The sequence below is a fragment of the Methylopila sp. Yamaguchi genome, assembly GCF_002897035.1.
Classification (GTDB): Bacteria; Pseudomonadota; Alphaproteobacteria; order Rhizobiales; family Methylopilaceae; genus Methylopila.
In genome coordinates this window covers 168,446-186,770 of the sequence record NZ_BAUX01000005.1, presented here as the reverse complement: position 1 = coordinate 186,770, position 18,325 = coordinate 168,446, and the positions used below count along the sequence as shown (strand labels likewise).

At 69.1% G+C, this 18,325-nt stretch carries 17 protein-coding genes; 9 read left to right on the top strand and 8 right to left on the bottom strand.

Going from position 1 to position 18,325, the window contains the following annotated elements:
• Positions 1–62: 62 nt before the first annotated feature.
• Complete coding sequence (pyc, locus tag METY_RS07970; protein ID WP_103120845.1) at positions 63–3,536, top strand: pyruvate carboxylase; 3,474 nt, start codon at positions 63–65, stop codon at positions 3,534–3,536.
• A 69-nt stretch (positions 3,537–3,605) separates the two neighbouring features.
• Entirely contained in the window at positions 3,606–4,247 is a 642-nt protein-coding gene (locus METY_RS07965) for a hypothetical protein (RefSeq protein WP_103120844.1), read from the top strand.
• A 7-nt stretch (positions 4,248–4,254) separates the two neighbouring features.
• On the opposite strand, the gene METY_RS07960 is transcribed toward METY_RS07965, so the two are convergent.
• Together METY_RS07960 and METY_RS21590 are read right to left on the bottom strand one after the other, a co-directional pair.
• Complete coding sequence (locus METY_RS07960; RefSeq protein WP_103120843.1) at positions 4,255–5,136, bottom strand: metallophosphoesterase family protein; 882 nt, start codon at positions 5,134–5,136, stop codon at positions 4,255–4,257.
• A gap of 122 nt (positions 5,137–5,258) precedes the next feature.
• Complete coding sequence (locus tag METY_RS21590) at positions 5,259–5,384, bottom strand: hypothetical protein (protein ID WP_255400842.1); 126 nt, start codon at positions 5,382–5,384, stop codon at positions 5,259–5,261.
• Positions 5,385–5,558: 174 nt separating this feature from the next.
• Between METY_RS21590 and METY_RS07955 the strand changes: the two genes are divergently transcribed.
• On the top strand, positions 5,559–6,020 hold the full coding sequence (locus METY_RS07955; protein WP_103120924.1) for an NUDIX domain-containing protein: 462 nt from the start codon (positions 5,559–5,561) through the stop codon (positions 6,018–6,020).
• An 11-nt stretch (positions 6,021–6,031) separates the two neighbouring features.
• Here METY_RS07955 and METY_RS07950 read toward each other — a convergent pair whose 3' ends face one another.
• The gene (locus tag METY_RS07950; protein WP_103120842.1) at positions 6,032–7,012 is read right to left on the bottom strand and encodes a glutathione S-transferase family protein; all 981 of its coding nucleotides are present in this window, start codon (positions 7,010–7,012) and stop codon (positions 6,032–6,034) included.
• Positions 7,013–7,261: 249 nt separating this feature from the next.
• On the opposite strand from METY_RS07950, the gene METY_RS07945 reads away from it, so the two are divergent.
• Positions 7,262–7,762, top strand: coding sequence for a GNAT family N-acetyltransferase (locus tag METY_RS07945; RefSeq protein ID WP_103120841.1), 501 nt, complete (start codon positions 7,262–7,264; stop codon positions 7,760–7,762).
• A gap of 4 nt (positions 7,763–7,766) precedes the next feature.
• On the opposite strand, the gene METY_RS07940 is transcribed toward METY_RS07945, so the two are convergent.
• The 3 genes from METY_RS07940 to METY_RS07930 are packed head-to-tail and all read right to left on the bottom strand — an operon-like array spanning position 7,767 to position 10,089.
• Positions 7,767–8,072, bottom strand: coding sequence for a hypothetical protein (locus tag METY_RS07940; protein WP_103120840.1), 306 nt, complete (start codon positions 8,070–8,072; stop codon positions 7,767–7,769).
• A complete protein-coding gene (locus METY_RS07935; RefSeq protein ID WP_103120839.1) occupies positions 8,069–9,361 on the bottom strand; it encodes an ATP-binding protein in 1,293 nt (430 codons plus the stop codon). The genes METY_RS07940 and METY_RS07935 overlap by 4 nt, the downstream gene beginning before the upstream one ends.
• Complete coding sequence (locus METY_RS07930; protein WP_103120838.1) at positions 9,358–10,089, bottom strand: response regulator; 732 nt, start codon at positions 10,087–10,089, stop codon at positions 9,358–9,360. The genes METY_RS07935 and METY_RS07930 overlap by 4 nt, the downstream gene beginning before the upstream one ends.
• Positions 10,090–10,305: 216 nt before the next feature.
• Here METY_RS07930 and METY_RS07925 point away from each other — a divergent pair, with 216 nt between their 5' ends.
• The 3 genes from METY_RS07925 (at position 10,306) to METY_RS07915 (ending at position 12,941) form a co-directional block, all read left to right on the top strand.
• Entirely contained in the window at positions 10,306–10,956 is a 651-nt protein-coding gene (locus METY_RS07925) for a hypothetical protein (RefSeq protein WP_103120837.1), read from the top strand.
• Positions 10,957–11,260: 304 nt separating this feature from the next.
• The gene (locus METY_RS07920; protein WP_103120836.1) at positions 11,261–12,307 is read left to right on the top strand and encodes a ketopantoate reductase family protein; all 1,047 of its coding nucleotides are present in this window, start codon (positions 11,261–11,263) and stop codon (positions 12,305–12,307) included.
• Between the two features lie 223 nt (positions 12,308–12,530).
• Positions 12,531–12,941 carry a response regulator gene (locus METY_RS07915; RefSeq protein ID WP_103120835.1) on the top strand — a complete coding sequence of 137 codons (411 nt, stop codon included), beginning with the start codon at positions 12,531–12,533 and terminating at the stop codon, positions 12,939–12,941.
• On the opposite strand, the gene METY_RS07910 is transcribed toward METY_RS07915, so the two are convergent.
• Positions 12,938–14,203, bottom strand: a complete 1,266-nt coding sequence (locus METY_RS07910; protein WP_103120923.1) for a sensor histidine kinase — start codon at positions 14,201–14,203, stop codon at positions 12,938–12,940. The two genes, METY_RS07915 and METY_RS07910, sit on opposite strands and share 4 nt — an antisense overlap.
• Positions 14,204–14,549: 346 nt before the next feature.
• Here METY_RS07910 and METY_RS07905 point away from each other — a divergent pair, with 346 nt between their 5' ends.
• On the top strand, positions 14,550–16,547 hold the full coding sequence (locus METY_RS07905) for a calcium-binding protein (protein WP_103120834.1): 1,998 nt from the start codon (positions 14,550–14,552) through the stop codon (positions 16,545–16,547).
• 143 nt (positions 16,548–16,690) lie between these two features.
• On the top strand, positions 16,691–17,524 hold the full coding sequence (gene xth / locus METY_RS07900) for an exodeoxyribonuclease III (protein WP_103120833.1): 834 nt from the start codon (positions 16,691–16,693) through the stop codon (positions 17,522–17,524).
• Between the two features lie 48 nt (positions 17,525–17,572).
• Here the strand turns inward: xth and METY_RS07895 are convergent, their stop codons facing one another.
• Entirely contained in the window at positions 17,573–18,292 is a 720-nt protein-coding gene (locus METY_RS07895) for a GntR family transcriptional regulator (RefSeq protein ID WP_103120832.1), read from the bottom strand.
• Between the last annotated feature and the right edge of the window lie 33 nt (positions 18,293–18,325).

Genomic DNA, 18,325 nt, shown 5'->3' with positions numbered 1-18,325 from the left:
CGATTTCGCTCCGCCGGCCGCCTCGGCCGCCTTTCGTCACGATCCGGAGGTCGAACGTCTCAATGAACGCCCCTGCGCTCGTCGTGCCGCCCCGCAAGATCCGAAAGCTCCTCGTCGCCAACCGCTCCGAGATCGCGATCCGCGTGTTCCGCGCCGCGGCGGAGCTCGGCATCCGCACCGTCGCGATCTATGCGGAGGAGGACAAGCTCTCGCTCCACCGCTTCAAGTCCGATGAGGCCTATCAGGTCGGCCGCGGGATGGGGCCGCTCGAAGCCTACCTTTCGATCCCTGAGGTGATACGCGTCGCGACCGAGGCCGGCGTGGACGCCATCCATCCGGGCTACGGCTTTCTGTCCGAGAGCCCGGAGTTCGCCGAGGCCTGCGCGGAGGCCAAAATCCTCTTCATCGGTCCGTCGCCGGACACGATGCGCTCACTCGGCAACAAGGTCGCGGCGCGCAATCTGGCGGAAAGCGTCGGCGTGCCGGTGATGCCCGCGACCGCGCCGCTGCCCGACGATCCGGACGCCATCCGCAAGGCGGCCGAAGAGATCGGCCTGCCGGTGATGCTGAAGGCCTCCTGGGGCGGCGGCGGACGCGGCATGCGCGTCATCCGCGAGATGTCGAAGCTGATCAACGAGGTCACCAACGCCAAGCGCGAGGCCAAGGCTGCGTTCGGCAAGGACGAAGTCTATCTCGAAAAACTCGTCGAGCGCGCCCGCCACGTCGAGGTGCAGGTTCTGGGCGACCGGCACGGCAACACGGTGCACCTGTTCGAGCGCGACTGCTCGGTGCAGCGCCGCAATCAGAAGGTCGTCGAGCGGGCGCCGGCGCCCTACCTCGACGCCGCGACCCGGGCGGCGCTGTGCGAGAGCGGGCTCAAGATCGCCCGCGCCACCAACTACCTCGGCGCCGGCACGGTCGAGTTCCTGATGAACGCCGACACCGGGGAGTTCTACTTCATCGAGGTCAACCCGCGCATCCAGGTCGAGCACACGGTGACTGAGGTCGTCACCGGGGTCGACATCGTGAAGGCGCAGATCAAGGTGATCGAGGGCGAAACGATTGGGACGCCGGAGTCCGGCGTGCCGTCGCAGGACGACATCCGCCTCAACGGCCATGCGCTGCAGTGCCGGATCACCACCGAGAACCCCGAAGACAACTTCATTCCGGACTATGGCCGCATCACCGCCTACCGCGGCGCCATGGGCTTCGGCATCCGCATCGACGGCGGCACCGCCTATTCCGGCGCGGTCATCACCCGGTTCTACGATCCGATGCTGGAGAAGGTGACGGCCTGGGCGCCCACGGCCGAGGAGGCGTGCCTGCGCATGCAGCGCGCCATCAGCGAGTACCGCATCCGCGGCGTCGCAACGAACCTCGCCTTTCTGGAGAACGTGGTCCGGCACCCGACCTTCCTCGCCGGCCAGACCATTACCCGCTTCATCGACGAAACGCCGGCGTTGTTCGCCTTTGAAAAGCGGCAGGACCGGGCGACGAAGCTGCTGACCTACGTCGCGGACGTCACCGTCAACGGCCATCCGGAGGCCAAGGGCCGGGCAAGGCCCAAGGCGGGCGCGCCGGTTCCGACGCCGCCGGTCTTCGGCGACGGGCGGCCGTCCTCCGGTTCGCGCCAGCTGCTCGAAAAGCTCGGGCCGAAGAAGTTCGGCGAGTGGATGCGCGCGCAAAGCCGCGTGCTGTTCACCGACACCACGATGCGCGACGCGCACCAGTCGCTGCTCGCGACCCGCGTCCGCACCTTCGACATCGCGGCCTCCGCGTCGTCCTACGCGCATGGCCTCCCCGAACTGCTCAGCCTCGAGTGCTGGGGCGGGGCGACCTTCGACGTCGCGATGCGTTTCCTCACCGAGGATCCATGGGAGCGCCTCGCCAAAATCCGGGAGGCGGCGCCAAACCTGCTGCTGCAGTGCCTGGTTCGGGGCTCGAACGGCGTCGGCTACGCCAACTATCCGGACAACGCGGTGGCCTACTTCATCGGCCAGGCCGCGAACGGCGGCGTCGATCTGTTTCGGGTGTTCGACTGCCTGAACTGGATCGACAACATGCGCGTCACCATGGACGCCGTGAGCGAGGCCGGAAAGATCTGCGAGGCCGCGATCTGCTACACCGGCGACGTCCTGGATCCGTCGCGGGCCAAGTACGACCTCAAGTACTATGTCGACCTCGCCAAGCAGCTCGAGGCGGCCGGCGCCCATGTGCTGTGCCTCAAGGACATGGCGGGCCTTTTGAAGCCCGCCGCGGCCCGGCTTCTGGTCAAGACGCTGAGGGAGGAGACCGGTCTTCCGCTCCATCTCCACACCCACGACACCTCCGGCATCGCCGGGGCGACGCTGCTCGCGGCGATCGACGCCGGCGTCGACGCGGTGGACGCCGCCATGGACGCTTTCTCCGGCATGACCTCGCAGCCGTGCCTCGGCTCGGTGGTCGCCGCCCTGAAGGGCTCGGAGCGCGACAGCGGGCTCGACCTCGACGCGATCCGGGCGATCTCGCTCTATTGGGAGGCGGCGCGCGCGCAGTACGCCGCCTTCGAGAACGACCTGCTGGCGCCGGCGTCCGAGGTCTATCTCCACGAGATGCCGGGCGGGCAGTTCACCAACCTCAAGGAGCAGGCGCGCTCCATGGGACTCGAGAGCCGCTGGACGGAGGTCGCCCGGACCTATCGCGACGTCAACGACATGTTCGGCGACATCATCAAGGTCACCCCGACCTCCAAGGTCGTTGGCGACATGGCGCTGACCATGGTCTCGGCCGGGCTCACCCGCGCCGAGGTTGAGGACCCGGCGGTCGACGTCTCGTTCCCGGAGAGCGTGGTCCAGCTGATGAAGGGCGAGCTCAGCCAGCCGCCCGGCGGCTTCCCTGAGGGCATCCAGCGGAAGGTGCTGAAGGGCGAAGAGCCCATCGAGGGTCGAGCCGGGGCTCTGATGCCGCCGACCGACCTCGACGCCGCGAAGGCCGAGGTCGAGGCGAAGATCGAGCGCGAGGTTTCCGGCTTCGAGCTCGCGTCCTACCTGATGTACCCCAAGGTTTTCGTGGACTATGCGCTGGCCGAGAAGAAGTACGGTCCCGTCTCCGCGCTGCCGACGCCGGTCTATTTCTATGGCCTCGCCGCCGGCGACGAACTGGCGGTCCAGATCGAGCGCGGCAAGACGCTGATGATCCGCAACCTCGGCGTCGGCGAGACGGACGAGGAGGGCCAGGTGAAGGTCTTCTTCGAACTGAACGGTCAGCCGCGCATCATCAAGGTGCCGAACCGGTTCGCCGCCAACGTGCGCGAGGCGCGGCGCAAGGCGGAGGATGGCAACCCCGCCCATGTCGCCGCGCCGATGCCGGGGATCATCTCCACCGTTTCGGTCAAGACCGGCCAGAAGATCGCGCAGGGCGACGTGCTGCTCTCGATCGAGGCGATGAAGATGGAGACCTCGATCCACGCGGAGCGCGGAGGGAGCGTCAAAGAGGTGCTGGTGACGCCAGGCTCCCCGGTGGACGCCAAGGATCTGCTCATGGTGATCGAAGAATGACGCGAGCGCCTGTGCGCATCCGGGTTCGCCGCGCTTCGCGGCGCGCTCGCGGCTTGCTATCGTGAGGCCATGCGTGACGAGCGTCCCCAAGATCTTCCCGCCGCGAACGGCGCCCCGCGCGGCGGCGTGCCGCCGCTGCGAGAGGCGCTGAGGCGCGCTCGGGTCGAGGCGGTGGAACGGACCGACGTGGTGATCGGCCTCAAGCACGCGGAGCTCGGCCGACTGGAGGCGCTGCGCGACGCGCTGGCGCCGGTCTTCGCCGACCTTCCCCCCGAGGTCGACATCTTCGACATCGGCCTCGTGCCCGGCGAGCGGCCGCGGCTCTTCGTCGACATGGTCGCCTTCGTGGAGATGGCCCGCGATCGGAAGACCTACCGCTTCCTGCGCGACGGGCGGCATGGGCGCGCGGCGATCGCCGAAAGCGCCGAGATCCAGCCGATCGTCGACGCTGTGACGTCCTACGTCGCGCGCCGCCTCGTCGAACGCGAGCGCCTGCTCGCGGACGACGTGTTCGACGACGCCGGCCCGGCCGTCGTGGAGCCGCCGGCTCCGGCGCTCGCTCCGACGCCGGTTCCGAAACGGCCGTCGCCGGTCTGGGCGCGCGCGCTCGCGGTGCTGTTCGCCTTCGGGGTCGGCGGCGCCTTCGGGGCGGCGTTGGTCATCGCCGTCATCGCTGCGGCCGCCAAGGGTCTGATGCCCTGGTTCATCTGAACCGGCGTCAGGCCACCGTGAAGCGGTCGGTCTCGCCAATCGTCCCGTCGGGCTTCAGCCCGCGGGTGATCGCCTCGCAGCGCCACGCGCCGGGTTCCCCGGAGACGACATAGAGATTGTAGGCCGCGGGCGGCTCGTGGCTGAACGGCCCCGCGGAGCAGGACGGCACCGCGATCACGGGAATCTCACCGTCCGCCCCCGCCACCGACTGGCGCGCGGGCTCGTGATTGTGCCCATGGAGGACGAGTTCGGCGCCCTCCGCCGCGAGCACGGCGCGCAGCTCTTCCTTGTCGCGCAGGCGCCGCATCCAAGGGGTGCCGTCTTCGGCGACGGGATGATGGACGAGCACGATGCGGAACAGGCCCTCGGCCTTGAGGCTGCGCAGAAGCGGGCCAAGGGCGTCGCGCTGGCGTTGGCCGACCTCGCCGGTCGCCGCCAGCGGCATCGTGGCGACGGCGGAGGAGAGGCCGATCAACGCCACCAGCCCATGGCGGCGGACATAGGGGAAGCCGGACGCGCCGTCGTCGCTCGACATGTGCGCGCCCCAGACGCGCGCGGGCGCGCTCGCCACGCGGCGGACATAGGCGTCGTGGTTGCCGGGAATCGCCGCGACCTTCTCCGGCGGGCCGAAGCGTCCGAGGAAGGCCGCAGCCGGCAGGAATTCGGACTCGAGGCCGAGGTTCGTGAGATCGCCGGTGACCGCGACCGCGTCCGGCGCCTCGTCGATGACGTCGGCGACGATCTGGTCGAGCACCGCCATGTCGTGCCAGCGTCGCCGGCGGCGGAACCAGTTGATCGCGCCAAGACCGCGCTTCGACATGAGCTCGAAGACGGTGAAGCGGGGGAGGGGGCCGAGATGCGGATCGGAAAGGTGGGCGATGACGGTCACGGACGCCCTTATAGCCGCTTCGCTATCACATGCGCATCACGCGCGCCCCAAAAACGACGACGCCGGCGCATGCGTTCCGCATGGCCGGCGCTCAACGGGACTGAGTGCGCGAGACCGGTGTCTCAGTTGCCCGAGAAGGTCATCAGCGCGGCGATCGCGCGGCCGTTGGGCGCGCGCAGCGACGGACGCCATACAAAGTCCGCCGTCCGCCTCTCAGCGCCGCGACGGAACGAAAACAGCCAGAACATCATAAGCCTCGTTTGCGGAGAGACGCGCCGCCGTTGGGGCGTCCTTCGATCTCCTGCAGTCCAAATAGGCATTCCGCCTCGATTTTCACCAGTCTTGCCCGAGGTTGGCCGATATGCGGATTCGCCATGGGGCCTGCGGCGTCCTGATCGGACAGAAGGAGCGGGTTGATCTCCATGCTGAAATCCCGTGTTCTCAGCTACTTGGTCGCGCGTTACGGGCGGATGCGGCGCGCCATGACGCTCGGCGTGCGGGTCGCAGCCTTCGACGCGGAGGGGCGCGTGTTGCTCGTGCGTCACGGCTATGCGCCGGGCTGGCACCTTCCGGGAGGCGCCGTGGACCCCGGCGAGAGCGCGCATGAGGCGGCGATCCGCGAACTCGTCGAGGAGACCGGGGTCGTCGCCGGCGACGACGTCGTACTCCATGGGCTGCATTTCAATCCGGGCTTTGGAGGCCGTGATCACGTCGCGACCTTCGTCACGCGGGCGGTTCGGATCGGGCCCGAGCCGCCGCCGAACCGCGAGATCGCGGAGCGGCGGTGGTGTCGGGTCGACGACCTGCCCGAGGACGTCACGCCGGCGACCCGGCGACGGCTGCTCGAAATCGTCGGCGCCGGCGCGGGCGCCGGCCGCTGGTGAGGGGGCGGGCGCTAGCCGAGCGCGGCGCGGTCATGCGGCGCGCCATAATCGAGCGCGGGACCGAGGGGGATCACCCGAGTCGGGTTGATGGTCGTGTGCGACCAGTAATAGTGCGTCTTGATGTGCGCGAGGTTCACGGTCTCGGCGACGCCCGGCGTCTGGTAGAGATCGCGCAGATAGCCGGACAGGTTGGCGTAGTCCGCGATCCGGCGACGGTTGCACTTGAAGTGGCCGACATAGACGGGATCGAACCGGACAAGCGTGGTGAACAGCCGCCAGTCCGCCTCCGTCGCCGCGGATCCGAGCAGGTACCGCCGGTCGGCGAGGCGCGCGTCCAGCGCGTCGAGCTCGGCGAACAGCGCCTCGAACGCCTCATCGTAGGCCTCCTGCGTGGTCGCGAACCCTGCCTTGTAGACGCCGTTGTTGACGCGGTCGTAGACCCGCGCGTTCAGGGCGTCGATCTCGGCGCGGAGCGGCTCGGGGTAGAGATCGGTCGTGTCGCCGGTCAGCCCGTCAAAGGCCGAGTTGAACATGCGGATGATCTCCGCGCTCTCGTTCGAGACGATCGTCGACCGCTCGTCGTCCCAGAGGACCGGCACGGTGACGCGCGTGGTCACGCCGGGCGCGGCCTTGAGGTAGATGTCGGACAGCCGCCGGGCGCCGTTGCGCTCGTCCGGCGTCGAGCCCGGGAAGTCGCCGAAGACCCAGCCTTCCTCGCCCATCCGAGGATCGACCACCGCCACGGGTATCAGGCCCTCGAGCCTCTTGAGCTTGCGGACGATCAGCGTGCGGTGCGCCCAGGGGCAGGCCAGCGAGACATAGAGCCGGTAGCGCCCCGCCTCCGCCTTGAAGCCGCCTTCGCCGCTCGGGCCGGGGGCGCCGTCGGGCGTGATCCAGTTGCGGAAGCTCGCGGCCTGCCGCTCGAACCGTCCGCCGGAGGACGACGTGTCGTACCACTGGTCCCGCCAGACGCCGTCGACAAGCAACCCCATGCGATCCTCCCTGAACGAACGCTCGGGTTAACATAGGGCGACATCCTGGTTGACGGGCGTGCGGCGGCGCCGGGCTTTGCGTGCGCGCGCGCGGCGTGCTACGCGCTCGGCCGTCATGACGCTCGACCTCAGGCCCACCTCCCGACGACGGATCGTTCGCCGCGCCGCTTCAAGCGCGACCCGTCCGTACGCCTGACCGCCGGGGAGCGCCCGGCCGGTCGATCGCCTCCCTCACCGTCCGAGCGTTCCATGACTTCGCTTCCCCTCGCGCTCCTCCACGAGCAGCCGTCCGACGAGGCGGCCATCGACTATCTGCAGGAGCGGGCCTTCGGCCCCGGCCGCTTCGCCCGTTCGGCCTATCGGCTGCGCGAGGGCGTGGCGCCGGCGCGCGACCTCTCCTTCGTCGCCCGCGTCGGGACGTTCCTGGTGGGGTCGAACCGGATGACGCCGATCCTGATCGGCGGCTGCGACGCGCTGCTGCTGGGGCCGCTGGTGGTGGACCCCGCCTTCCGCAGCAAAGGGATCGGCCTGGCGCTGCTGAACGCGTCGCTCGACGCGGCCACGGCCAAGTGCCACCGCCTGGTGATGCTCGTCGGCGACGAGCCCTATTACGCCCGGGTCGGCTTCACGCGGGTTCCGGCCGGCCGGGTCTCGCTTCCGGGGCCTGTCGATCCGCGGCGGGTGCTGTGGCGGGCCCTCATCGAGGGCGCCGCGGACGGAGTCGCGGGCGAAGCGCGCCGCGCGGCCTGACGTTTCAGCCGCAGGCTGCGGCTTCCGCGAGCGCGATCACGGCGCCGATGCAGACAAGCAGCAAGCCGATCGGGATCAGAAACAGCCCGACCACATACTTCAGCGTGTCAATTCCGTAGCTCACCAGCATCCAGCCGAAAGCCTTGGTCCGCTCGCCCTGGCGGCAACCGTCGTCCTTCTTCTCCTCGGCCGCCATGAGCGAGACCAGGGCAGGGGCCGCGGCGAGGCCGGCGTGGGCGGGCGCGCGGAGCGGCGCGACGAGGCACAGCAGGCAGAGCAGCAGCCGGAACAGGGCAGGGCAGCGGATCATGCGATCGCCTCTTCGGATGCGCGCCACAACGGCAGCGTGACGACCTGAACGAGTCCGCCGGCTGGCCGGTTCGTCACCGCGAGCTCCCCGGAGTTGCGACGAATGATCTCGCGGGCGATCGCCATGCCGAGCCCTGCGCCCGGCGTCGGCGCTTTGCGCGCTGGATCTACGCGGAAGAACGGTTCGAAGACCCGTTCGAGCAATGCGTCCGGGATGCCCGGCCCCGAGTCCTCGATCGCGACGATAACCGACTGCGAGGTCACCGTCACGGCGACCGCGGCGGCCTGCCCGTGGGTCGCGGCGTTGACGACGAGATTGCGGAGCGCGCGCTTCATGGCGTGGGGACGGACGTCGGAGACGGCCGGCGAGGCGCGGGTCATCCGCACGTCGAGCCCGATCTCCGCGAGTTCCGCGACGATGTCGTCCATCAGCGCGTCGATCCGCGCAGGATGCCGGGCGTCGGGATCGACTTCCTCGCGCACGAGACGGATGGCGCTGTCGGCGATCCGGTCCAATTCGGCCAGATCGGCGAGCCACCGGTCGCGGTCCTCGCTCTCGGGGATGAACTCGGTGCGGAGCCGCATGCGGGTCATCGGCGTTCGGAGGTCGTGCCCCGCCGCCGCCACCAGCCGCATGCGGCTCTCCATAGCGTTCCGCAGTCCCGATGACAGGCGGTTGATCGCCTGCGCCGCGGCGCGGACTTCGGGCGGTCCGCGCTCGGGCAGGGGAGTGAGCTCTCCGTCCGGGCCGACCGCCGCGGCGGCGCGTTCCAGCATCCGCAGCGGCTGGGTGACCCGCAGCACCGCGAACATGACGACGCCGCCGGTCCCCGTGGCGATCAGCAGCAGCCAGAGCGCGAACACGATCCAGTCCCTGGGGGGAGGACCGCCATGAGGCGTTTCGGCGGAGGTGAGCCACCGGCCGTCCCGCAGCTTGACGGCCGACAGCGGCGGCCCGTCCTTCGCCTTGATGATCACGACCGCGGTTTCGACGCCGCGCCGGGCGAGAAGAGCGGAGGCGGCGTCGCTTTCCTGGCGCAGCTCCCGGCCTTCGGGCGGCCCGGCGGCGATCTGCAGCCCGTGGACGGCGGCCAGTCGATCGGCCTCGCTCGGCGAAGCGTCGAACAGGAGGGCGCTCGCCAGAGCGAGGCGGTCGAACGCCCGATAGCCGCCGCCCATCGGGCCCCCTGGAGGGCCAAGCAGCTGCACGGCGAGAAGCGTCACGAGCGCGATCACGACGACGATCGCGATCGTCAGCAGCGCCGCGATGCGGATGCCGAGGCCCCTCATGCGTCGGCGCCGTCCGTCTCAACCCGGGCCGTCAGCTGGTAGCCGCCGTTGCGAAGCGTCTTGAGGATCTGGAACGTGCCGCCGTCGCCGAGCTTGCGCCGCACCCGGCTGACGAGCACGTCGATCGAACGGTCGAACGGGCCGGCGCCGCGGCCCTGGGTGATGTCCAGAAGCTGCTCGCGCGACAGCACGCGGCCCGGCCGTTCCAGAAACGCGATCAGCAGATCGAACTCGGCGGCCGTGAGCGGGATTTCGACATCTTCGGAACCGGCGACGCGTCGCGCATCCTTGTCGACGACGAAGTCGGCGAAGCGGAACACCTTGCCGCGGATCGTGGTCCCGGGAGCGGAACGCTCGGTCGTGCGACGCAGGACCGCGCGGATGCGGGCGACGAGCTCCCGCGGGTTGAACGGCTTGCCGATGTAATCGTCGGCGCCGATCTCAAGCCCGATGATGCGGTCGACGTCCTCCTTCAGCGCGGTGAGGAGGATCACGGGGACCGTCGAGGTCCTGCGCAGATCGCGGCACAGGTCGATGCCGGAACCGTCGGGCAGGAGCACGTCCAGCACGATGAGGTCGATGCGGCCCGCCCCGAGCCGCTCTTTTAGCTCCTTGCCGTCGGAGGCGGTTGAGACCCGAAAGCCCTGCGTCAGCAGATAGCGGCTGAGGAGCTTCCGGATTTCCTCGTCGTCATCGACGACAAGGATGTGCGTGGCGGCGTCGGCCATGGTCGTCCGTCTTGATGATCGTCCTGGAGGATCGCTAGCCCGCCGCGGACATGCGGCGCCAGATTTTGCGTAACTGAACGTTGCCGGCCGCGCCTAAGCAACGATGAGACACAGTTTATAACAAACAAGACATGTATTATTATGCTCCGACCTCTGCGTGAAACCGTCGACGTCGATGGTGACGGCGTTCGACATCAGCAGCAGAGGAGCGTTCGGTTGAAAACGCTCAGTTCCATTCTTCTCGGCGCATCCGCCGGCCTCGCCACGTTCGCGGCGGTGGCCGTGGCGTCTAGCGCCCCGGTCATCGAGGCGCCCAAGGATCAGACCTCCGTCCACGAGATGAAGGTCGCGCAGCTCGACGCGGAAGGACGTCCGCCGCCTCGCGTCATGAGCCCCGACGCCGAGCTTCCCCCGCCGGGACGGCGCGGCCCGCCGCCCGGCTCGTTCGGACGCCCGCAGGGACCTTTCGGTCCGATGGGCCCCCTTGGCCTTGCGGGCCGCCTGAGCGCCGAGGAGACCGCGATCGGCATCCGCGCCGCACAACTCGACGCGTGGCGGAACTACGCCGACGCGCTGCAGTCCGTGCTCGCGCCGCCGCCTCCGCCCTCGAAGGATCTGGTGACCGATCCGTTCGCGCTGGCGGAGGCTTTGGCCGTCCATGCCGAAGAGCGCGGCAAGGCAGGAACGGCCCTCAAGACGGCGGTCGCTGCGCTGCGCAGCCAGCTGACGCCGGAGCAGCTGGTTCGCGCGGCGAGGGTGATGGGGCCGCCGCCGCCTCCTCCGCCCGGCCTGGCGCCGCATGAGTTTCCCGCAGGCCCGCGCGAAGGCCTGGGGGGAGCGGAGCCCGGTCCATCGTCCCCCCGCTGACCGGGTCTCCCGAGCGGGCGTCTCAAAGCGCCCGCTCAACTTCGAAGCCGACGTCCCCCGTCCGGGGTCGTCGGCTCCGTCGCGTTTGGGGCGCTCCACTCCCGCCGAGGCGCCCCCCGAGCCGGACGCTCCGGTCTGACCGACGGTGCGGCCGCAGGCGGCGACAGAAGGGTCGCGCTCTCAGCGCGCAACCGCGGGCGCCTCGAAAGTATGACGGGGGTGCGGGGCGCTGTCTCATTGTTCCCCTCAACCCCTTACGATAGGGAGGACCGAGATTTGTCGCATAAATGTCGGGAGTGGGATCGTGGCGCGCAACATTCTAATTCTTGGAGCGTCTTACGGCTCGTTGCTCGCGACGAAGTTGTTGATGGCCGGGCACAACGTCACGCTGGTGTGCCGGCGAAAGACCGCGGACCTCATCAACAACGAAGGCACCGAGGTGCGCATCAAGCTCCGTGACGAGCCGGACCACCGCGCGATCTTTTCGCGCGACTTGCCGGGAAAGCTGGACGCCACGACGCCTCAGGACGTCGACGTCTCGCGCTACGATCTGGTCGGCCTCGCCATGCAGGAGCCGCAGTACGCCAACCACACGATCCGCGTGCTGATGATCAAGATCGCGGAGGCGAAGCTGCCCTGCCTGTCGATCATGAACATGCCGCCGCTGCCCTACCTCAAGCGGATTCCGGCGCTCGCTGGGATGGACCTCGAAGAGGCCTTCACCAACGCCCAGGTCTGGGAGCGCTTCGAGCCGGGTCTGATGTCGCTCTGCTCGCCGGATCCGCAGGCTTTCCGGCCCCCGGAAGAGGGCGCCAACGTGCTGCACGTCGGCCTGCCCACCAACTTCAAGGCCGCGACCTTCGAGGACGAGGCGCACAACGCCCTGCTTCGTGAGCTGGAGGCGGACATCGACGCCGTGACGCTCGACGGCAAGGACGTGCCGGTGAAGCTCAAGGTGTTCGACTCGCTGTTCGTGCCGCTGGCCAAGTGGTCGATGCTGCTCACCGGCAACTACCGTTGCGTCACGCCCGAGGGCGCGCCCCAGTCGATCCGTGAGGCGGTGCACGGCGACATCGATGTCTCGCGCTCGATCTACGAGCATGTCGACGCGGTCGCTCGGCGTCTCGGCGCCGACGCCCAGGACCAGGTGCCGTTCGAGAAGTACGCCAAGGCGGCGGAGAGCCTGCTGAAGCCCTCGTCCGCGGCCCGGGCGGTGGCGAGCGGCGCGCCGTTCATCGAACGGGTGGACCTGCTGGTTAAGCTGGTCTCGCATCAACTCGGCATGCCGAACGCTGCGATCGACGAGACCGTCCGGACCGTCGACGGGCGGCTGAACGAGAGCATCGTCTAAGCCGCGCCGGACCTGACCCCGGGCCGCCGCTCCGCCGGAGCTGCGGCCCCGCTGCCTTTTCAACGGCGGCCTGAGCGCCGTGGGCGGCTGTGGAGAGCGGCTGTCGAACCTCGCGCTTCGGCGCTGTCCGTGCGCCGCCGGGCGCCGATCAGCGGGCGGCGACCTTCGGGAAACCTTTGGTCCGGACCTGCGTTGCCTCCTTTTTGGACGGAGGAGGCGCGCGATGAACATGACGGTGTTGGTCGTCGAGGATGAGCCGCTGATCCGAATGGCTGCGGTCGACATGATCCAGGACGCCGGACTGAAGGTTCATTCCGCCGCAAACGCCGCCGCCGCCATCGCCCTGCTGGAGCGCACGCCCGACGTGACGCTCCTGTTCACCGACGTTCACATGCCGGGGACGATGGACGGGATCGCGCTTGCCGAGGTCGTCCATCGGCGCTGGCCGCACGTCAAGCTGATCGTCGCGTCTGCGCATCACGTCGTGCGCAACGAGGATCTGCCGGACGACGGCCGCTTCATCGAAAAGCCCTACTACCCCTCGGTGATCCGAGCGGCGATCAAGGACGTGCTGACCTCGCCGCCGTCGCCTGTGGCGTCGCGGGCGGAGTTGTCCTTCCTCGACGAGAACTAGACGGACTCCGGTCGCTCGTCTTCGCGCGGCGCGTCCTCGATCGGAAAATCGAGCGCAAAATGCGCTCCGGCGTCGGAGCTTCGCCACTCCGGGCGCCCGCCGAGTTGCTTCGAGAGGCTGGCGATCAGCTTCATGCCCAGGCTCGCCGACGTCTGGGCGTCGAAGGCGAAGGGCAAACCCGGCCCCTGATCCTGGACCTCGAGCCGCAGCAGGCCCGCCGACGACGGCTTGACGGCGATTCGGACCTCTTCCGTCCCTGTGGGGCAGGCGTATTTGAAAGCGTTCGTGACCAGTTCGTTGACGAGCAACGCTAACGGCACCGCACGATCGGTGGGCAAGGTGACAGCCGCGAAGTCGTAGGTCAGCGTGAGCGTGGGAACCGCGGCCGACCGCATCTGATCGCAGAGGTCTCCCATGAAACCGGCGAGACTGATCGTCTCCACCTCGTCCGTGCGCCACAGCCTGTCGTGCACCTGGGCGATGGTGTGGACGCGCGCCTGCGCGTCGGCGAGAGCCTGTTTCAGATCGCAGCTTGTCGACATCCGTCCTTGCAGGGCCAAAAGGCTGCCGACGATCGCCAGACTGTTCTTGACCCGGTGGCTGATCTCCCGCGTCAGCACCTCCTGATGCGCCAGCGCCCGCTCCAGCTTGGCCTCGCCGGCCTGGGCCCGCGCCTCGCTCGCGATCAAAGCCGCTTCGAACTGCTGCCGCTCGATCGCCACGCCCAGCAGGTTCGCGAAACCCTGCATGAAGGCGACGTCGGCTTCGTTGAAGCGCCCTTCCGTCGGGCTGTCGACTTCGAGGACGCCGAACCGCTTGCCCTCGCCCTGGACGACGACGTTGATCGCCCGCTTGACGCCATGCTCGAGCAGGAGTTGCGGCGTGCGAAACCGCGTTTCCGCTTCCAGATCGTTCGATATGACCGGTTCGCCGGTGCGGAAGGCGTAGCCGGTCGGACTCTCAGCATCGGCCCGAAGGCGGGCGTGGCCCACGACCCCCGGTTTCCAGCCGACGCCCGCCCTCACGACGAACTGCTGCTCCTCGGGCAGGAACTCCATCGCCTTGCACAGCTCACTGTGAAGACCCAGGGCGCAGGCCCGCGTCGCCTCCTGCAGCAGCGCCGCGGTGTCCAACGTCCGCAGCGCGAAATGCCCATACTCGGCCGTCAGCTGTTGCTGCCGGAGCCGGTGGGCCAGTTCTTCCGCGGCCCCGCCGCCCTCTTCCGGAGCAACGGCCGGAGCGGTCGTGCGGTTGTCATGCATTGGCGCGTTCTCGTGGGCCCGAAGCCGCGGCGCGGCTGGGAAGGACGCCCGCTCTTCCAAGAACGGCCGCATAGGCTGCAGTCTTCCGCCCAGTAACCACACTTAGGCGCCGCTTCGCCAGCGGAACGAGGCCGATCGATCGCGAGGGTCTGACGCCATCCTCGCGAGCCGTTCGATCCGAGCGACCGAAGGTTCGCATCCGCCGATCTCGCTCGTTTTTTAGGGCACAGCTTCCATGACCGGACGCCGCACGCCCAAGGCGCAGCAGGTCCGGCGGCGGCTCCGCACGATCTGATCGCGCTTTTCATCTGGACGATACGGCACATCCGCCTTTTCAGGAGCTGTCATGATTACGATCAACGCCAAGTCGGCGGTCTTCGACGCCACGGGCATCGACTTCGAAGCTTACGTCCGGGGTCAGTTCGTCGCCGACGCCACCGGCTCCGGCTTCCCGGTGTTCGACAACAGCAGCGCCTTCTCCGGCGAAGAGATGTTCATCGGTTACGGGACCGAGGCGACGTCGAAGTACGTGCTGGCGCATGGCCAGGTCGAATACGCGTTCGGGACGCACACCGTGGCGGGCACGATCAACACGATCGAGTACGGCACGATCGGCGAGGGCTCCTATGACGCGAACGGCTACTTCACCGGCGGAAACGTCGCCCTGACGATCACCGGCCTCGACCTGAGCAACCCGGTTCCGGCGGACAACGCCGAAGCGGTCGGGATCGAGGCGACCGGGGCGGTGCACAACTTCGCGCTCGCCCACATGTACGGCTCCTCCGGCGACCAGGCGCGCTTCGACACCTATGCGGACGCGCTCGACTCCGAGGCGCAGACCTTCCTTGGATCGCGGGGGAACGACGTCTATGTCGGCACGGCGTTCAACGACGTCATCCGGAGCAACGCGGGCGACGACCGCATCACCGGCGGCGGGGGCGACGACAAGATCTACGGCAGCCGCGGGGTCGACACGGCGGTCTACAGCGGCGACCGGGCGGACTACGCGATCACGCGCGACCTGGCGGGCGTGCTGCACGTCGTGGACCTGCGCGCCGGCGCGACCTCGGACGGCGCCGACCAGCTCGTCGACGTCGAGCAGCTCGAATTCGCCGACGGCACGCTCGACGCCTCGACGATCGCGGCCGGTGGGATGCTGACGCTGGACGCAAGCGGCGCGTCGACCGGCGTCGACATGACGACCTTCCTCGCCGACTTCTTCGCAGGCGTCGCCACCGGCGCGGCCTACAAGTTCTATGGCGGCACGCCGGACCAGGCCTTCGGCGGCACCTACTACATGAACGGCGACCAGCTCGCGTACCAGTACACGGAAGGCGGCGTCGCGACCGACGCGCGCCTTGTGTTCGGCGGGGAGGAGCTCGCCTACGACTTCATCCACCATGGCTCCCAGTACGGCCACGGGATCACCGGCGCCCTCGACAGCCTCACGTTTGGGGCCTGGACCGCAGACACCACCGGCACGGAAGGCGTCGGCTCCGCCGGCCTGATCCAGAATCTCTACGAGGCGCTGAAGATCACGGGCCTCGGCTTCGACGTCGCTCCCGGCGCCGGGTCCTCGAACCCCGTCCACCTGCTGCACGCCGCGGCGCGCGCGGGCGACGCTTCGGTCTTCGAGGATCTCCTCGCCAGCCGCCCGCAGCACTTCATCGGCAGCGACGGCGACGACGTCTACGTCGGCAGCGCCTTCGCGGACGTGGTCGAGGGCGGCGCCGGCGCCGACACGCTCGACGGCGGGCAGGGCGCGGACACCTTGAGCGGCGGCCTGGGCGACGACACCTACTATGTCGACAACTCGCGCGACACGGTGATCGAAGCGGCAGGCGAGGGCGCGGACACGATCGTCGCCTCCGCCGACTTCAAGCTCGGGGCCCGCGTCGCGATCGAAACCCTGATCGCCGCGGACGGCTCCGACGCGGATCTCACGGCGAACCGCTACGTCCGCAACCTAATTGGCTCCGACGGCGACAACCGTCTCGACGCTTTCGCCGGGGCGAAGACCGTCACCGGCGGGGCCGGCGAGGACACCTTCGTCTTCACCGTCGACGTGCGGAAGAGCGCCGCGGTGATCTCCGATTTCACCTCGGGCGAGGATTCGATCGAGCTGAGCTCGAAGGTCTTCACGGCGCTCGGAGTGGGCGCGCTCGACGCCGGCTCGTTCGTCCTCGGCTCGGCCGCGCTCGATGCGGACGATCACATCCTCTACGACGCGAGCACCGGCTCCCTGTTCTACGACGCCGACGGCGTCGGAGGCTCGGCGGCGCTGCTGTTCGCGACGCTGAGCTCGGCGCCCTCGCTCTCCGCCGCCGACTTCCTGGTGGCGTAAGAGGCAAGGCGGGCCGCCTGGAGCTCGAAAGACCCGCTCGCGCGAGCGGGTCTTTCGGCCGTTCAGCTCGGCGCCGCGAGGCTCGCCGGCGACCGGCCGGGGCCTATCTCGCGCTGGGTGCGCAGCGCGGGTTAAGGCGGCGGATGAAGATCGCGACGTTCAACGTCAACGGCGTGAACGGCCGTCTGGCCGTCCTGCTGCAGTGGCTGAAGGAGGCGGAGCCCGATGTCGTCTGCCTTCAGGAATTAAAGGCGCCGCAGGCCAAGTTCCCGATCCGCGAGATCGTCTCGGCGGGCTACGGCGCGGTCTGGAGGGGCCAGAGAAGCTGGAACGGCGTCGCCATCCTGGCCCGCGGCGCCGATCCCATCGAGACCCGCGGAGCGTTGCCGGGCGACCCCGACGACGAACAGAGCCGCTACATCGAGGCGGCCGTGCAAGGAGTCCTGATCGGCTGCCTCTACCTGCCCAACGGCAATCCCGCGCCGGGCCCCAAGTTCGACTACAAGCTCAGATGGTTCGAGCGCCTCAGGGTCCACGCCGCCGAGATGATCGCCGCCGACGTCCCGATGGCGCTCGTGGGCGACTTCAACGTCATGCCGACCGAGCTCGACGTCTACAAGCCCGAGCGCTGGACCGACGACGCGCTGTTCCGGCCGGAGGTCCGCGGCGCGTTCCGGGCGCTGATCGAGCAGGGCTGGCTCGACGCCGTCCGCGCGCTTCATCCGGACGAGCGCATCTACACGTTCTGGGACTATTTCCGGAACGCTTGGGGTCGGAACGCCGGGCTGCGGCTCGACCATCTGCTTCTCAGCCCCGCGGTCGCGGGTCGGCTGACGGAGGCCGGAGTCGATCGCGAGGTGCGCGGTTGGGAGCACACGAGCGACCATGCGCCGGCCTGGATCAGGCTGGCGCCGCCGGGCAAGGCGAAGCGGACGCGAAAGCCCCGCGCGTCCAGGCGGATTCCGACGAACCCATGACGGAGTGTGGCGTCCATCACGGCGAAGGATCGGTCCGGACGCGGCGCTTCAGCCGTCGACGCTCTCTCCTACCGGAGCGGGTGCGCCTGCGTCCCCTTTGCGCCGGAGCTGCCGCCATGTGCTGCCCACATGCGCGCGCAGGGCGGCGGACAGCCCGGCCGCGTCGCGTCGAGAGAGCAGATCGACCAACTGCGCGTGCTCCGCGATCGCCGTCGTCCAGAGCGTCAGGTCCGCGCTGCCGCGCCAGCGGTAGGCGTAGAGTTGGCTGTTCAGCTGGGCGTGCAGCGCCGTCAGCGTGGCGTTCCGCGCCGCCGCGACCAGCGCGCGGTGGATCGCCTGGTTGAGGTGGAAGTAGGCGGCGCGGTCGCGGCGCTCGAAGGCGGCCAGCAGATCGTGGTGCAGCGCCCGCACTTCGGCGATTTCGGCTTCCGTCGCCTCCTCCGCCGCGCGCTCGCCCGCGAAACCCTCGAGCGCGGCAAGCACGTCGAGCTTCTCCGCGACCGCCGCCTCCGAGAAGGGAGCGACCACCGCGCCGCGTTTCGGCTCGATCGTAACGAGCCCCTCCGCCGCAAGGGCCTTCAGCGCGTCTCTGAGCGGGGTGCGCGAGACCCCAAGACGCTCGGCCAACGCCCGCTCGCGCAGCGGAGCGCCCGGCGGCAGCTCCTCCGTGACGATCAGGTCCCGCAGCCGCTCGACCACCTGCGCCGCGAGCGGCGATCCCGCGGGCGCGGCCTCCGTCACGCCCATCGGTGTCAGCGTGTCAGCCATTGGTATACCAAAAATGCGGCATGGGAATCACGC

What these genes read in the sequence shown, in the direction of transcription:
- METY_RS07935 (WP_103120839.1), bottom strand. Translation starts at nt 9,361, where the DNA reads ATGAGGGGCCTCGGCATCCGCATCGCGGCGCTGCTGACGATCGCGATC.
- xth (WP_103120833.1), top strand. Translation starts at nt 16,691, where the DNA reads ATGAAGATCGCGACGTTCAACGTCAACGGCGTGAACGGCCGTCTGGCC.
- METY_RS21590 (WP_255400842.1), bottom strand. Translation starts at nt 5,384, where the DNA reads ATGTTCTGGCTGTTTTCGTTCCGTCGCGGCGCTGAGAGGCGGACGGCG.
- METY_RS07945 (WP_103120841.1), top strand. Translation starts at nt 7,262, where the DNA reads ATGACTTCGCTTCCCCTCGCGCTCCTCCACGAGCAGCCGTCCGACGAG.
- METY_RS07950 (WP_103120842.1), bottom strand. Translation starts at nt 7,012, where the DNA reads ATGGGGTTGCTTGTCGACGGCGTCTGGCGGGACCAGTGGTACGACACG.
- METY_RS07905 (WP_103120834.1), top strand. Translation starts at nt 14,550, where the DNA reads ATGATTACGATCAACGCCAAGTCGGCGGTCTTCGACGCCACGGGCATC.
- METY_RS07940 (WP_103120840.1), bottom strand. Translation starts at nt 8,072, where the DNA reads ATGATCCGCTGCCCTGCCCTGTTCCGGCTGCTGCTCTGCCTGCTGTGC.
- METY_RS07915 (WP_103120835.1), top strand. Translation starts at nt 12,531, where the DNA reads ATGAACATGACGGTGTTGGTCGTCGAGGATGAGCCGCTGATCCGAATG.
- METY_RS07965 (WP_103120844.1), top strand. Translation starts at nt 3,606, where the DNA reads ATGCGTGACGAGCGTCCCCAAGATCTTCCCGCCGCGAACGGCGCCCCG.
- METY_RS07910 (WP_103120923.1), bottom strand. Translation starts at nt 14,203, where the DNA reads ATGCATGACAACCGCACGACCGCTCCGGCCGTTGCTCCGGAAGAGGGC.
- METY_RS07895 (WP_103120832.1), bottom strand. Translation starts at nt 18,292, where the DNA reads ATGGCTGACACGCTGACACCGATGGGCGTGACGGAGGCCGCGCCCGCG.
- pyc (WP_103120845.1), top strand. Translation starts at nt 63, where the DNA reads ATGAACGCCCCTGCGCTCGTCGTGCCGCCCCGCAAGATCCGAAAGCTC.
- METY_RS07930 (WP_103120838.1), bottom strand. Translation starts at nt 10,089, where the DNA reads ATGGCCGACGCCGCCACGCACATCCTTGTCGTCGATGACGACGAGGAA.
- METY_RS07955 (WP_103120924.1), top strand. Translation starts at nt 5,559, where the DNA reads ATGCTGAAATCCCGTGTTCTCAGCTACTTGGTCGCGCGTTACGGGCGG.